We start from the raw sequence: 16,314 nt of genomic DNA, 5'->3' as shown, positions 1-16,314 counted from the left end.
AATCTTTCAAAAACAGGTGATGCAAAATCTCTGAATCTACGGTAATCTGGTATTGAGCCATTGTGAAACCCTCCTTGTTTGGGAATGTTTGCCAACTGCTATTCTAACCGAGGAATTTCACCATGGCTCAATTATTTTTCGCAGCTGCCATTTTTACACAATTATACGGACTTAACTGTAAAGTTTTCCAACTCTTCATCATCGTTTTTCTCTTTGCATTTGTTGGCATAGACATTTTGGGTAGCAGTCAAGTTTATGCCAGTGGGGGCAGCTTTAACGTTCCTCAAGTGAATGACCACTTTGAAAAGGTGAAACAAGGCCCGGCGCCGGAGAAAGAATCGTCATTGTCTCAGACGCCCCAAAAAGAGCATGGAACTTGGGATTGGCTTACCAAGCCAGTCTCTCATGCATGGAAGTGGACGAAGGAAACCGTCTCCAGCGCCTGGAATAAAACAAAGGAGTTCTGTTCCAAAGCATGGGACTGGATTTGTAAGGTCTGCGACCAGATCACGAAAGTCGTTGTAGATGGGTTGTCATCCGCTTGGGATTGGATTGTAAAATACAAAGAATATGTAGCTTTTACAGCCGTTGTAATCGTAGGGATCGCGTTATGTTTGGTCCCGCCTTTGGGGGAAGAGATTCTCGCCGGTGTTGCTTTGTCTTTTATCATGAGTGTTTTGATGAACGGTGGGAAAATTGATAAAAACACCTTCATGGATGCGGCGATCGGTGGATTGCTTGGCCCGATTGGAGATGGCATCGCTGTAGGGGTTTCCCGAGGCTTGGCGAGTGGGATCGGAAGGAAACTGCTGACAGGAGTAGCAGAATCTCGAGTTTTTGGCCCCCTCGTTAGATACGGAGGCAAGTTGATCAGTAAACTGCCTGGTCCATTTCAAAAGATTTTCTCCAAAGCGGGGTTTATCGGTTCGGTAGAGGGTGCGGGAACAAGCATTGCCGATGACCTGTTGCACGGTCGAAAGATTAATTGGAAAATGGCGTTTTTCGCCGGTTTATTCGGAGCAGGAATGGTAGGGGTTGTCAGTTTTGCCCAACCAGTGATCGATAAAGCCACAGCATCAATCAAACCGCTGTTGGCCAAGATTCCGATCGTCAAGAATTTGGATAATTGCTTCGCGTACAATCAATCGCCGGGCTACTTCGCAATAGCTACAAATTCTTTTGAAATTAAATGTTTATATTCACCGGATAAAGAAGGAACGGGCGGCGGTGGTGCTGATACCTCGAAAAAATTAGTTGCTGGCACAGTTGAACATAAAGCCCAACGTTGGAAGGAATATAAGGAGTCCGGTGGAGATTGGGATTATGAGCGTTGGAGCAAAGTCTATGATTTAAATATGAATCGAGCAAAAAATGCGAATAAGGCGATGGATGAGTTCCATAAAAAACTGGGCTGGGGTCAAAGAGAAGTTACAGTTATGGCTGATGGGCATCTTAGACGTTTAGATATTGCTGATAAAGCATTAAAAAAAGGAATTGAACATAAGACTAGAGCCGTTTCAGATGGAAAGGGTTATTTCTATCTTTCAGAAGAGATAAAATGGGAGATACAAAGGGATGAGTACTTAGTCCATGAGGAAGGTTGGGATATTACTTGGGTGTTTGAAAATGCGGATGCAAGTGAGCCTCTTAAAGAGGCACTAAAAAAGGCTGGAATTAAATTTAAGTTTATTGGGAAAGGCGGTAGCATTTCAGATGGTAAATGATCACGAAGCAAAAAATGACTTGTTTCAATATTGGCTAATGGAAATGGGAGATATACTTGATCGGTTTATTGAAAAAATGCCAAAGGAATTAGAACTTGATTTTAGCCCAGAATCATTGTTGAGGATTGAAGGCTGGATTTTAGAAAATTATGCTACAGTAGGGGATATATTGAAAGAAAGTGAAAAGTCTTTGTTAGACTCACTGGCTCGATATGTTGGAGAAGTATATCGAAGAAATTTAAATGGCAAGTGGAAGCTTTATTTGGATGATCCAGATAATGTGTTTTATGAACTGCCAGTAATTATTGTACCGAATGGAAAAGTTCCGGTAATTTGTCCATTAACAGAAGTAACAGCAAGTGTGGATCGTAGGAAAGGTGATTATATTTATAATCTATTCCAAAAAAAACTTAAACGGATAAGTCAACACTAATAAAAAAAGCCGATTTCCACTGGACTTGACCTTGTGAAGTAGACTATGTAAATAAAGCCTATTGTTTATGCGGCGATCGCTTCCCGGTATTCGACAGGGGAGCGATCGCCTAATCGTTTTTGGGAACGTTCATGGTTGTAGAATGTGATGTATTGGTCAAGAATTCGAAGAAGCTCATTGAGTGTTTTCGGTGCATAAACAAACGATATTTCAGACTTGAGATGCGAAAAAAACGATTCGATACAGGCATTATCTAAGCAGCTTCCTTTACGTGAATGACTTCCGATCATTCCCAATTGTTCGAGTTTCATCTGGTACTGTTTAGACGTGTACTGGTATCCTTGATCAGAACGAATCAGGGGACCTGTTACGTCTCTGTTTTTGCAAGCCTTCTCCAGTGTGTTAAGGACCAAGGAAAGATTATTACGCTCGGAAACATGATAAGCAAGAATTTCGTTGTTGTATAAATCTTGAATTACAGAAAGGTAGACAAAGCCACCGTTGAAAGGCAAATATGTAATGTCCGTCACCCATTTTTCATTCAGCGCAGTAGCGCTGAACTTTCGGTTCAGCCGGTTTGGGTACACAATGGATGCCTGCTTTCCGTAGAATCGTCTCTTTTTACGGATGACAGAACGGATTCCCAATTCCTTCATCAAACGATAGACGCGTTTGTGATTAATATGGAAACCTTCCTTTCGAAGAGCCACTGTCATCCGTAAATAGCCATAGTAGGGACGGAGACGATGAATGGTCATGATATGCTCTTTTAAGACGTGTTCCTGTTGAGCGTGCCCATAGGCACGCTCACGAGCCTTACGCCACTTGTAGAAGCCTGCTCGAGATACCTCGGCAATCTCTAGCAGCCATGACAGCCGATATTTCCTATGTAATGACTCAATAATTTCGAATCAAGTCTTCTTCGCAATCACCTCTTTCCGTGAAGATAGGGATATCGCTTTTTTAAGTACTCTACCTCCGCTTTCAGATAGGCCAGCTCTTCTTCGATACTTGCAAACTTCGTCTTCGGGCGGCCAGTTCGCCAAGCTGGCTTGCGTAATCCTCTCTGACGCTGATCTTCCAAAGATTTCCCATTTCTGTATTTCTTCACCCATTGTTTGATCTGAGTGTCTGAAGGAACCCCCAATTGATTCGCAACCGCTTGATAGCTTAGCCCTTCCTCCAGATAGAGTCGAACTGCTTTCATTTTGAATTCAGGTGTATAATTAACAAATTTCTGACCTTTTTTATATGGCCCAATGAATACCGTTCGTTAGAAGAAGCAAAAGCTTCTCTTGATCGATATATCTGTTTTTACAACTATGAACGAGTGCATTCTGCACTCGGGAGGCTGTTGACAAAAGAAGGTCAACAGCCTTTTTCTGTCGAATTGGAATGGAAAACATTCCGAAGGAAGGTTTCCTATGTTCAGAACCAACGCATCCAGAGAATTTCAACACGAAACGGTCAACATAGAGGACCTTGTCCCTCAAGATCATTTGCTAAGAAAAATCAATGAAACGATTGACTTTTCGTTTATCGCCGATAAATGTCGGCCGTTGTATTGCAAAGACAACGGTCGCCCTTGCATTGATCCTGTCATGTTGTTCAAAATGTTGCTCATCGGGTATCTGTTTGGCATTCGCTCTGAAAGACGCTTGATTGAGGAAATTAAGGTAAATATCGCTTATCGCTGGTTTGTAGGGCTTTCCCTGACAGATCCAGTTCCTCACCACTCCACTTTCAGCCAAAACCGCCGCCGGCGTTTTCAACAGTCTCAAATTTACCAAGAGATCTTCGATGAAATCGTCATTCAAGCGATTCAACATGGATTTATTGAAGGAAAACAATTGTTCAGCGATTCCACCTTCTTAAAAGCGAACGCCAGTAAAAGTAAGTTCAAGAAACAAAAGGTGACGGTTACCCCAAAAAGCTACATGGAAGAGCTGGAGAAAGCCATCGACGAAGACCGGATTCAGCACGGAAAAGATCCGTTTAAAAAAAACAAGTAAAATTGGAAGAAAAAGAAATCCGGATCAGCAAAACCGATCCGGACAGCGGGTACATGGTTCGTGACGGAAAACCGGAGGGCTTCTTTTACCTGGATCACCGGACAGTAGATGGAAAATACAATTTCATTACGGATGTTTTCGTTACACCTGGAAACGTTCATGACTCTATCCCGTACTTGGAACGTTTGGATCGACAAATTAACCGGTTCGACTTCCTCGTCGAGGAAGTCGCATTAGACGCCGGATATCTCACTATGCCCATCTGTCAGGAACTGATGAAACGGAACATTTTTACAGTGATTGCTCATCGACGTTTCCGACCGAAGAAAGGCCTTTTTCATAAATGGCAATTTAAGTACATACCTGAAAAAGATGTATATCTTTGCCCCGCCAAGCATGAACTCCGCTATTCGACCACAAATCGCTCAGGATACCGCGAATACAAGTCAAACCCAAATGTGTGCCAGAACTGTCCGTTCCTTTCCCGTTGTACTCGCTCCAAAACCCATCAAAAGGTCGTGACTCGACATGTGTGGGAAAACGCCAAGGAGTGGGTTCGAAAAAACCGTTTAAGTGAAAGAGGAAAACAACTATACAAACGACGTGGCGAAACCATTGAGCGCAGCTTTGCTGACGCAAAGGAACTTCATGGTCTTCGTTACGCACGCTTCAGGGGGCTTGCCAAAGTTAGGGAGCAATGCCTCCTAACTGCCGTTACCCAAAACATCAAAAAATTAGCCTTGCTCCTCTCGAAGAGAGGAAAAAGCTTTCTGATCTGGTTGATCGATAAATTTATTTTCCTTAATCTGTTTATTTCCCTGAAATATACAACCCCCAAGCCCTTTTCTTACGAAAAAAGCTTGGGGGTTGTCATCAAGCTCACGAGTGCATCCTGCACTCGGATACTTGACCCCTATGGAAGCTTATTCTAGAGAACTCTCCACTCAAATTGCTTGATTTTGTCGCATTACGAGGGTAGCATTACACTGTCTCTGTATCATTTAAATCGTAATAGTTTCGAAAAACTCAACTTAATTCTTAGCATCGCTGGTATGTTTCATCTTTTCCAATCCTATGAATCAAGAAGAAGTAAATTAAACTCTAGTCCCAAAGTTTGCAAAAGGTACGCATCAGTAGCGTCATGCAGAAATTGGCAGTCAAAGGCCGTTCTCAGGCGGTGGTGGAGTTGGTAAGATTGGGCGAGCTCAAGATTTGAGATGAATGACCCTGCTGCAAGGAAGTAGCAGGGTTTTTGTTGTATGGATCATTTGAGGAAAGGGGAATGCGAGCCCCTTTTTCCCGACTTTGCACAAGTCCACGGTAATAGGGGGGTGGCTGTGAACCCAACTAAGACAATAATCATTTTTTCCTCTGGGGTCCATCTGCGACGCTTCATACCGATTTCCTCTTTGATTCTATTAATTTGGAGAACCTTACACAGTAAACTGTCGTGTTTTAAAATGGAGCGCTATAAGGCACTAATAGTGGAAATAGGGCAACAAACAGATATTTTAATATCTACAAACATGAGTTGTTTCTCCCAAAATATGTCGTAGAGGTGTTGAGAACCGCCTTGTGTGCTTATAACCCAGAAAGATTCGGAGCGGAGAAGATTTCAATGCTTTTGTGAGGTACTATTACAAAGTTTTGACAATATATCGTTACCCAAGATATTCGCCTGTATACGGCTATAAACGGTTTCGGGTACGCTTTTGAGAGCCGATTTGCCCTTTACCATCAATAATTTTCTGGATAAAATATTATTGGATATATTTACTCAAGGCTGCAGCAATATAGGTTGATTTCGTAATTCTATAAGAGTAACCACTCAATTCGGAACAATTGGACTATTTAATTTAATTATTTAGATATTTCGGATAACAGCATTGTATATAATCTACGATGACTAGAGAGCTTTAAGTCCGGGCTTCAAGCACTCACTTTCTAAAGTAATTCAATGATCTGTGATGAGAAAAATTCTAGAAAATGAAACCGCTTACTTTATTAAACTAAAATGGCAAAAAACATAAGTTCAAGGAGAATAGAATTAACCGTCTCGTACATTATCTGAACCTTTTCCGCTTTGGTACATGTGTCAAACGATGTTATTTAGTTATCAAATTTTAAACGTTTTTTACTCAATGTAACCCTCATATTTTTCCTCCCTCATAGTGATGTACCTAATTAAGAAAGGAGCAGGTACATAATGACATTTGGTACCGTTTCACAACGCGTATGGAAACGGTTTGTGCAAGAGGGTGTATTGGACGCTTCACGATTACAAAAACGCATCTCAGAATCGTGGTTACGTTGTAAAAAAGAGGGTGTCAATCCGCACTCGGGTGAGGGGAAGCAAGTTCTGACCAATGAACCGTTTCAGCGCCGAAAGAAAGAAAACGCATTACTTCTTGACATTGCCATTCCCTATGTAGATAAATTACTCAAGTATATCAAAGGCTCTCATTCCATTGTTTTATTGATTGATCCGCAAGGATATGTACTAACCATAAAGGGAGATAAAGAAGTGCTGCGCTTGGCACAAAGAATCAACTTTATCGAGGGCGTAAAATGGACTGAAGAGGAAGTAGGGACCAATGCAATCGGAACCTCGTTGATTATAAAGGAGCCTATAACGGTGGTCGGTTCTGAGCATTACTCCCTGGCTTCTCAGCAATGGACTTGCTCTGCCGCTCCTATTTGTAATGATGAAGGGACCATATTGGGAGTGATCAATGTATCCAGTCCCGTTCAATACCATCATCCCCTTACACTCGGTGCAGTTGTTTCGACTGCATACGCAATCGAACGCGAATGGGAAATTCGTAAACAAAATGACCGTTTGGAACTGATTCAGCAGTCCTTCGATTTGCTGCATACGAATATTCCCGTAGTGATTTGTAACCGCAAGAAACGGATTGTTTGTGCCAGCCAGAATGTGCGAACCGAGGTTCCACAATGGGAGATGATGCAAGTCAAGGATCTAAAGGAATTTGGATACATGGAACGGAGATGTACCCCTTTATACTCCTATCGTCACGGTGGACACATCGGCTTTTGCATTCACCTGATATATACAAAGCAGAAAATACTCCCGTATACAAAGGAAATAAAAGAAGCTTCTGTCTCTTTCTTTTTTCCGGGAGAAACAGGAACAAGTGAAGCGTTTCAACGGACATTACGGGATATGGAACGAGTCGCCTGTACAGAGGCGAATGTTCATATTTATGGGGAAAGTGGAACAGGAAAAGAGTGGATTGCCCGTGCGATCCATCAAAACAGCGCATATAAAAACGGACCCTTTATTGCTGTTAACTGCGGGGCGATTCCCCGTGACCTGATGGAAAGTGAATTGTTCGGTTATGTAGAAGGTGCGTTTACCGGAGCGCGCCGTCAAGGTCACCAAGGGAAATTTGAACAGGCTAATCACGGAACCATTTTTCTCGATGAAATCGGCGAGATTTCCCCTGCGATGCAGGTTGCATTGTTACGCGTCTTGCAGGAGAGGGAGGTTACACCTATTGGCGGAAAGAAAGAGATTCCTCTAAATATCCGTGTGATTACCGCCACTCATCGCGATCTTCGCCAAATGGTACAAGAAGGAACCTTTCGTGAAGATCTTTTTTACCGTCTTTATGTTTTTCCTATCCATGTTCCTGCCTTACGGGAACGGAAAGAAGACATCCCCTACCTGATCCGTTATTATTGCAGGAAGAATCACTGGAATGTGGAAATACCAGGAGTGATCATGGAGAAAATAGTCGAATATGATTGGCCAGGAAATATCCGTGAACTTTTTAATGTTTTGGAACGGCTGCGCATCCTTTCAGGAGGAAATACACCGGATCCTTCTCTTGTAGAGCATCTATTCGTTCATAGAAAGAATATTATATCAAGGGGTCCAAGTTGCGTTAAACAAGAGAAACCTCTTACCTTCCGCGAAGAATTACAGAAGCAGGAAATCATTCAGGCCCTACAAAAAACGGGCGGAAACGCTTCTTTGGCAGCCAAATTGCTAAACATTCCGCGTAGTACATTTTACCGCAGACTGCAAAAGTACCAGTTATAAACCATGTCATCTCAGGTGACATGGTTTTTTTGTTTTAACAAAGTGAGACAGAATGAGACAGATGTCTCATCTCGTCTTAACGTGAAACTGATCTTACACAGAAAATCTCGCGAAAAAACAGGAGAATTAAAATAAATCGAATTGGCATCGGATTTGCATGATGAATAAGTGCAAGGAGGTGAAAGGTTTGCAGGTTTATATATGCCAGGAGGTGGACTATGAGACAGCTCTTCGCTGGCAAAAAGAATTCGTGGAAAAGCGTAAGAAAGGTGAAATCGAAGATTCTCTTTTCTTGCTTGAACATCCACCAACCTATACGATGGGTTCCAACCAAAAATGGGAGCATCTGTTATACCCACCGGATGAACTGAAGCAACAAGGGTTCGGGATTTATCGTTGCAATCGCGGCGGGGATATCACATATCATGGTCCGGGCCAACTGGTGGCCTATCCTATGATCCATCTTCGGGAGGCCGAACTCACACCGATCGGGTTTGTGCGTCTTTTGGAACAAATGGTGTGTGATGTCTTATCCTTTTACAACATAGAAGGACAGCGGAAAGAAGGATATCCGGGAGTTTGGATTCAAGACCGTAAAATCTGTGCCATCGGTATCGGGGTTAGCCGGGGGGTAACGTTTCACGGTCTGGCATTGAATGTACAGCCGAATCTCACTCACTTTCAGAATATTATCCCTTGTGGATTGGCTCAGTTTGGTGTCACTTCACTTGCCAAAGAGTTAGGATATGCACCGGATATGTCGATGGTTCAACAACAGCTGGTTACAGCATTCGAACGAAACCTGCAAGTCACCTGTCAAGTTCGGCATCATCAACCAACGATAGGGGGAGACGATCATGAATATGACCAAGGGGCAAAAAAAGGAATTATCGCGTGATCAAGCGATTTGGATGTATCAAAAAATGGTGGAAATCCGCAAGTTTGAAGACCGTGTTCATGAACTGTTTGCCCGCGGTATTTTGCCTGGTTTTGTTCACTTGTACGCGGGCGAGGAGGCGGTGGCTGTTGGGGTATGCGCCCATTTGAATGAAAAAGATAGCATTACAAGTACTCACCGTGGACATGGTCATTGTATTGCCAAAGAATGCGATCTAAACGGCATGATGGCGGAAATATACGGAAAAGTCACGGGACTGTGCAAAGGGAAAGGAGGCTCTATGCATATTGCTGATCTGGAAAAAGGAATGCTTGGTGCCAATGGGATTGTAGGCGGAGGATTTCCTCTTGCATGCGGTTCTGCATTGACGGCGAAGTTGAAGGGGACAAATGCAGTATCTGTTTGTTTCTTTGGAGATGGAGCTAATAACCAAGGAACTTTCCATGAAGGGATCAACTTGGCAGCCATTTGGAAATTGCCGGTCATCTTTGTCGCAGAAAACAACGGTTATGCGGAGGCTACTCCATTCGATTATGCATCCAGTTGTACCGATATCGCCCAGCGGGCGGCTGGTTATAACATTCCCGGTGTGATTGTGGACGGAAAAGATGTAATAGCTGTATATAAGGCGGCGCAAGAAGCGATCATTAGAGCGCGAAACGGAGAAGGCCCCACGTTGATCGAATGTAAAACCTACCGCAATTACGGTCATTTTGAGGGAGACGCGCAAAAGTACAAAAATGAAGAGGAGAAGCAAACAAATCTGTATGAGAGAGACTCCATCCAAATCTTTCGCCATTATATTTTGTCAAACAATCTGTTAACCGAACAGGAGCTTGAACGCATAGATCACGATGTTGAGAAAGCGATTTCAGAAGCTGTGCAATTCGCAGAAGAAAGTCCTTATCCGTCTGCAGATGATCTCTTAACGGATGTTTATGTCTCTTACAAATAATGTTGGAGGTGTAGAACATGAGCAGAAAAATTAGTTTTTCCGATGCTATTAATGAAGCTATGAGACTGGCGATGCGAGAGGATGAAAACGTGATTTTGCTGGGGGAGGACGTGGCCGGAGGAGCGCAGGTTGATCATCTGCAGGATGATGAAGCGTGGGGAGGCGTATTGGGAGTTACTAAAGGGTTGGTACAGGAATTCGGACGTAATCGTGTTCTGGACACGCCAATCAGCGAAGCTGCTTTTATTGGTGCGGCCGTGGGGGCGGCAGCGACTGGGCTGCGACCGATTGCCGAGTTGATGTTTAACGATTTTGTTGGTTCCTGTCTCGACCAAATCATGAATCAGTGTGCCAAATTACGTTACATGTTTGGCGGGAAAGCACAGGTTCCCTTAACGATTCGTACCATGCATGGCGCAGGATTTCGTGCAGCCGCACAACATTCGCAAAGTCTGTATGCGCTTTTCACGCATATCCCGGGATTGAAAGTGGTGGTTCCTTCCACACCTGCGGATGCCAAGGGACTGCTCCTTTCATCCATCGCTGATAACGATCCGGTTGTATTCTTTGAAGACAAAACCCTTTACAACATAAAAGGTGAGGTGCCTGAAGGGCATTATATCATTCCATTGGGAAAAGCGGATATCAAACGGGAAGGTTCCGATCTTACGATTGTTGCTATCGGCAAACAGGTGCACACGGCTCTCCAAGCGGCAGAAATCCTTGCGAAACAGGGGATTGAAATTGAGGTGGTTGATCCCCGTAGCCTCTCTCCGTTGGATGAAGAGACCATTCTCGCTTCTGTGGAAAAAACGAATCGTCTGATCGTCATCGATGAAGCCAACCCTCGTTGCAGTGTAGCTACAGATATTGTCGCCCTTGTTGCGGACAAGGGGTTTGATCTGTTGGATGCCCCTATTAAAAGAATTACCGCACCGCACACACCCGTACCATTTTCTCCTGCTCTAGAAGAACTCTATTTGCCAACACCGAAGAAAGTTATACAAACGGTTTCTAAATTGATCGGTGATGAAAACATACTCGCAGTTTCAGATCGATGAAGAGGATAAGAGGTGAGGCAAGTTCTTCACCTCTTTTTTAAAAAAGGAGGGACCGAAGATGGCCAGTGAAGTGATTATGCCGAAACTTGGAATGGGAATGAATGAAGGAACAGTTGTCGAATGGAAAAAAGATATGGGGGACCCGGTACAAAAAGGGGATGTCGTCGTTATCATCAGCTCAGAAAAAATCGAACTGGAAGTGGAAGCATCCGCTGACGGAATCCTGCTGGATATCACTGTTCCAAACGGGGAAGTCGTTCCGGTCGGAACAGTGATTGGCTACATAGGCGCGCCGGGAGAAAAAGTAGAAATGGAAGAGAAGAGTCAACCTTCTTTAACTGCTAAGGAAGAAGTGACGGCAGTTGCTGAATCGGCTCAATTGGTTTCAAACTCGGTGCCACCGGTTAAGACTAGTAAAATAAAAATCACACCTATTGCCCGTAAAATGGCAGAGTCGGCCGGTCTGGATATTCAAACATTGGTCGGTACAGGCCCGCAGGGACGTATTACAAAGGAAGATGTAGAAAAAGCAATCGCCGACAAGGCGAGCATTTCCCCAACGTCCATTCAGAGACAACCCTTGTTACCTGAGAATGAAAGTGCTGTGGCAGATCTTGCACGAGAAATGGAGGAGAATCACATTTCTGCAGAGCGCAAGGTTGTCAGCGGAATGAGAAAAGTGATTGCTACGCGCATGTTTGAAAGCTTGCAGCAGAGTGCTCAGCTTTCCATGACCATGACCGCAGATGTAAGTGATTTGCTTCTGTTACAAAAACATATGGAAGAAGAAGTGTACACCCGTTACGAACTGAAACTGACCATCACCGATTTTATTGCCCGAACCGTTGTACTCGCCCTGCAGAAGCATAAACAAATGAACAGCTCTTGGATCGATGACAGCATCTATACTTATCCATATGTGCATTTGGGAATTGCTGTCGCCCTTGAGAAAGGGTTGGTGGTTCCTGTGATCCGTCATGCCGAACGCCTTTCTCTTATCGAACTGGCTAAAGAGATCAAATCCCTTGGAAGGCGTGCACGCAGTAGTCAATTAAATGCAGAAGAAATGAAAGGATCGACGTTTACTATTACCAATCTGGGCGCCTATGGAGTAGAGGTGTTCACTCCCATACTCAATCCACCGGAAGCAGGGATTCTCGGTGTCGGTGCAGTTCAAGATGTACCTGTATATATTGGAGAATCTTTGCAACGCCGCAGATTATTGCCGTTAAGTTTAACATTTGACCATCGTGTCCTTGATGGAGCCCCAGCAGCCCAGTTTCTTGCAACTGTAAAACATTATCTCGAACAACCTTATAGTCTGTTGTTTTAGAAGGGAGGGTAAGCCATGAGTACTATTGCAGTTATCGGTGGGGGACCATCCGGCTATGTGGCCGCTATAACGGCGGCCCGATTAGGTAAACAAGTCATTCTTATTGAAGAGGCGGAACTGGGGGGGACGTGTTTAAATGAAGGTTGTATGCCGACAAAGTCATTACTGGAAAGTGTAAACGTGTACGACAGGGTGAAACATGCGGATCATTTCGGTATCGAGGTACCTTCAGATCAAGTATATCTGAACTGGAAACGGGTGCAACAGTATAAAAACAAAGTTGTAAAAAAATTGGTCATGGGGATCAGATATTTGATGAAAAAAAATCAAATCCGGGTAGTGAGGGGAAAAGCCGCTTTTTTAAACGATCAAAACCTACAAGTGGAAACTGCTGAAGGGAAAGAAGAAATTTCGGCCGATCGAATCATAATCGCGACAGGCTCAGAACCAATCGCGTTGCCCTTTGCTCCTTTTGACGGCCAATGGATCATCCACAGCAAACAAGCTCTCAAATTATCAGAGATTCCTTCATCCCTTCTCATTATCGGCGGAGGTGTAATCGGGTGTGAATTTGCCAGTATATTCAGCCGGTTAGGCAGTAAGGTAACGATCATAGAAGCGGCCGGTCAAATCCTTCCACAGGAGGATACGGATACGGCGGCCCTTTTGAAAAAACAATTGCAAACAGAAGGTGTCGTCATACACACCGTGGCAACAGTCAAACAATTGGATCGTGAAACAAAGAGGGTAACCTTGCAGAAAGAAGGACAGGTGGAAGAGATTGCGGCTGATCTTGTTCTGGTATCTATTGGAAGGAAACCGCGAGTAACAGAGTTGGGACTGGAACGGGCCGGTGTTCGTTATACGAGCAGGGGAGTCGAAGTCAATAAACAGTTGCAAACAAATGTGTCACACATATACGCCTGTGGTGATGTGATCGGCGGTGTTCAACTGGCACATGTGGCTTTTCATGAAGGTATGGTGGCCGCAGTAAACGCATGCGGAAAGAAGAAAACGATCAACTATCGTGTGATCCCACGCTGTATTTACACATGGCCGGAGATTGCCGCAGTCGGGTTGACAGAAAAAGAAGCAAGAGCTGAATACGGGGATATCCTTATCGGAGAGTTTCTTTTTTCAGCGAATGGAAAAGCATTGATTCACAATGAGCAAATTGGCAAAGTGAAAGTGATGGTTAATCCGGAATTCCAAGAAATTATCGGTCTTTCTATTGTTGGGCCACATGCCACAGAATTAATTGGAGAAGGAACGATGATGCTTCACGCTGAAATGACTGTTGATGCAATGGAAGATTTCATCGCCGCCCATCCCACTCTCTCCGAAGCCGTCCATGAAGCTGTACTCAGTGCCATCGGTCAGGCTGTCCATATGTAACATATAACTATAAAGCTAATTTCACGTCGGGGGTATCTGGAACATTGAACTTTCTGGCTCAAAAAGGCGCGGACGGTAACGGGATCTCCTGACAGATGCACATGATGCCGGCTCTCTTTCATTAGCTGGCTTGGGACTTATTTGAGAGACATTGGTCCCCAATAATACTGCAGGATCTAGCCAGAGAGATGCATCGCGATGGGTATACGTTTTCTCCAATCGGCCAATGGGGTTTGGTTAACGGAGTTTGTTCCAGTCCGATATTTGAGAGAAAAGTGGGAACCCAATAAATAAGGATCTTATAACCCATTGTCTGAGACACCATTCGCAATAAAATCCCGTCCCAAAGTTTGCAAAAGGTACGCATCAGTAATGTCATGCAAAAGTTGAATGTGAAAGGACGGTCCCAAGCCGTGGTGGAGTTGGTAAGATTGGGCGAGCTCAAGATCTGAGAAGAGTTACCCTGCTGCAAGGAAGTAGCAGGGTTTTTGTTTTATGGATCATTTGGGGAAAGGGGAATGCGGGCCCCTTTTCCCTAAGTCAGATAAAAAAGCAGATTTATGATGGGGATAGTGAGAGTAGTTTAAAGCCTGTATTTTTTGCGAGAAATAGAAGGAGTACCAATGTTCTTCAATAAATGCAATCAGCTCCGGCAGATCCAGCCGTATCTGAGCAAATTCATTATGAGTTGCTTTCTAATGCCGAAGAGATTCTTAAGCTATTGGAACTGCTTTACCGAGTAGTAGAAGTTTGCACTGGCGATATGGGACAAGGCCAGGTTAAAAAGCATGATATTGAGACATGGATGCAGAGCAGGAAGAAATATAGCGAGACACACTCGTGTTCATCGTTTTATGATTTTCAGGCTCGGCGCTCAGGAATTAAATATAAAGACGAAAACGGAAGATCAAAATTCTGTTACACATTAAACAATACTGCGGTTGCGTCACCACGAATCCTAATCCCGCTTCTTGAAAATCATCAACAAGCAGATGGATCAATCTATATCCCCAAAGCACTACGTCCTTATCTTGATGGTGCTGAAATATTTGAACTGGACAATGAATAAACTCAGTGAAATAATCATCCTTACCTTTACAGCAAATGAACCTTAAGATATCAGTTGCGGTTTTGGTGAGGATGAATTTTTATTTTATGATGAGGAAGGATGGGTTAACAGTAGGGAAAATAATTGATTTGACTTTGGAAATGAAAGATGGTCTTCAAACATTCTTTTCACATCCCAGAATGGTTGTACTGAATCGTGTCACTTATGAATTCTCGGGGCCTAAATACATTGATCTATGTAAAGGTTTGAGGTTAACGGCCCTTAAACAATTAGCAGATTATTATGCGGATCTTGATGGACGAGAGCACTACTTGATGGTCCTTCTTTTTGGATCATAAATATTACCTATTTATACAAAAATAAAACAAGTCATATGACAAAATGAAATGGACATTTCCGTATAATTTTGAAGTATATCAATCAGTTGATTGGAAAGGAGTTTGAAGATGCCACGGGATTCTAATCAATCCTGATGAAATTTGGTAGCAAAAGTTTCATGCAAACGTGAACAAAGCCAACAAATCGTACATAGCCAAGAGTTCTTGTTCAAAGAAAGCTGTGTTTACGTTTTAAACATTCCTTCCGGACAGAGTTGACTCAAGGTCGAGTCTGTCTTTTTTGCTCCTATATCAAATCATTTCTGGTAGAGAGGGGTGAATCCGTTACGGAGAGTGGACCATGAATTTTCCGTAACGGTGGATATGAATAAGTATTTTTATCGATTCATGATCATCGTTCTCTTAACCTTTGTTGGGGTAGGCATTTTGGGTAGCGGTCAAGTTCAAGCCAGTGGGGGTAGCTTTAATGTTCCTCAAGTGAATGACCACTTTGAAAAGGTCCAAAAAGGCCCGGCACCGGAGAAAGAACCGTCATTGTCTCAGGAGCCCCAAAAAGAGCATGGAACTTGGGATTGGCTGACTAAACCTTTGAAGAGTGCATGGAATTCGACGAAGGAAACCGTCTCTAGCGCTTGGAATAAAACAAAGGAAGTCTGTTCCGAAGCATGGGACTGGATTTGTAATGTCTGTGATCAGATGACAAAAGTCGTTGTAGATGGGTTATCTTCAGCTTGGGACTGGATTGTAAAATACAAAGAATATGTAGCTTTTACAGCCGTTGTAATCGTAGGGATCGCGTTATGTTTGGTCCCGCCTTTGGGGGAAGAGATTCTGGCCGGTGTGGCCTTGTCTTTTATTATTAGGGCGTGTCCGGTGAATATTCTAAGATTCCATGATAAAATGAAAATTAACATAATATTTCGTAAGGGGACATCTATGATGAGACGGCGATACGAAATTACGGATGAAGCTTGGGAAAAGATTGCTCCATTGTTACCCTCAAACGGTAAGCGTGGAGGTCAATGGAAAG

9 protein-coding genes and 5 pseudogenes are annotated in these 16,314 nt (G+C 43.5%); 13 read left to right on the top strand and 1 reads right to left on the bottom strand.

The genetic code is table 11. The annotated features are described in order from the left end of the window. Positions 1–122: 122 nt before the first annotated feature. Positions 123–1,724, top strand: a complete 1,602-nt coding sequence (locus tag I8U17_RS16960) for a hypothetical protein (protein WP_198059880.1) — start codon at positions 123–125, stop codon at positions 1,722–1,724. Beyond that, entirely contained in the window at positions 1,714–2,157 is a 444-nt protein-coding gene (locus I8U17_RS16955; RefSeq protein ID WP_198059879.1) for a hypothetical protein, read from the top strand. Before I8U17_RS16960 ends, I8U17_RS16955 begins: the two co-directional genes overlap by 11 nt. 65 nt (positions 2,158–2,222) lie before the next feature. On the opposite strand, the pseudogene I8U17_RS16950 reads toward I8U17_RS16955, so the two are convergent. Then, positions 2,223–3,364, bottom strand: a pseudogene (locus I8U17_RS16950) (IS3 family transposase). Between the two features lie 217 nt (positions 3,365–3,581). Between I8U17_RS16950 and I8U17_RS16940 the strand changes: the two are divergent. From I8U17_RS16940 to I8U17_RS16895, 11 genes and pseudogenes are all read left to right on the top strand, one after another. Continuing rightward, positions 3,582–4,930 (top strand): annotated as a pseudogene (locus I8U17_RS16940) (IS1182 family transposase); the annotation flags it as partial. A gap of 368 nt (positions 4,931–5,298) precedes the next feature. Next, positions 5,299–5,385, top strand: a pseudogene (locus I8U17_RS18925) (helix-turn-helix transcriptional regulator); the annotation flags it as partial. A gap of 990 nt (positions 5,386–6,375) precedes the next feature. After that, on the top strand, positions 6,376–8,235 hold the full coding sequence (locus tag I8U17_RS16935) for a sigma-54-dependent Fis family transcriptional regulator (RefSeq protein ID WP_198059878.1): 1,860 nt from the start codon (positions 6,376–6,378) through the stop codon (positions 8,233–8,235). Positions 8,236–8,422: 187 nt separating this feature from the next. Further along, positions 8,423–9,133, top strand: a complete 711-nt coding sequence (gene lipB, locus I8U17_RS16930) for a lipoyl(octanoyl) transferase LipB (protein ID WP_198059877.1) — start codon at positions 8,423–8,425, stop codon at positions 9,131–9,133. Continuing rightward, on the top strand, positions 9,093–10,088 hold the full coding sequence (locus I8U17_RS16925; RefSeq protein WP_198059876.1) for a thiamine pyrophosphate-dependent dehydrogenase E1 component subunit alpha: 996 nt from the start codon (positions 9,093–9,095) through the stop codon (positions 10,086–10,088). Before lipB ends, I8U17_RS16925 begins: the two co-directional genes overlap by 41 nt. A 17-nt stretch (positions 10,089–10,105) precedes the next feature. Further along, positions 10,106–11,149, top strand: a complete 1,044-nt coding sequence (locus tag I8U17_RS16920) for an alpha-ketoacid dehydrogenase subunit beta (protein ID WP_198059875.1) — start codon at positions 10,106–10,108, stop codon at positions 11,147–11,149. A 58-nt stretch (positions 11,150–11,207) separates the two neighbouring features. Next, positions 11,208–12,482 (top strand): dihydrolipoamide acetyltransferase family protein, encoded by a 1,275-nt coding sequence (locus tag I8U17_RS16915; RefSeq protein WP_198059874.1) that lies wholly within the window; start codon positions 11,208–11,210, stop codon positions 12,480–12,482. 15 nt (positions 12,483–12,497) lie between these two features. Next, positions 12,498–13,877 (top strand): dihydrolipoyl dehydrogenase, encoded by a 1,380-nt coding sequence (gene lpdA, locus I8U17_RS16910; RefSeq protein ID WP_198059873.1) that lies wholly within the window; start codon positions 12,498–12,500, stop codon positions 13,875–13,877. 362 nt (positions 13,878–14,239) lie between these two features. After that, positions 14,240–14,329 (top strand): annotated as a pseudogene (locus tag I8U17_RS16905) (helix-turn-helix domain-containing protein); the annotation flags it as partial. 215 nt (positions 14,330–14,544) lie between these two features. Beyond that, positions 14,545–14,946, top strand: a pseudogene (locus I8U17_RS16900) (aminoacyl--tRNA ligase-related protein); the annotation flags it as partial. Positions 14,947–15,647: 701 nt separating this feature from the next. After that, a partial coding sequence (locus tag I8U17_RS16895; protein WP_198059872.1) for a hypothetical protein occupies positions 15,648–16,314 on the top strand: 667 nt, incomplete at its 3' end.

The sequence above is a fragment of the Thermoactinomyces sp. CICC 10521 genome (assembly GCF_016055135.1).
Lineage (GTDB): Bacteria > Bacillota > Bacilli > Thermoactinomycetales > Thermoactinomycetaceae > Thermoactinomyces_A > Thermoactinomyces_A daqus.
The sequence above is the reverse complement of the archived record's forward strand: the minus strand, read 5'-3'. Positions and strand labels throughout refer to the sequence as shown.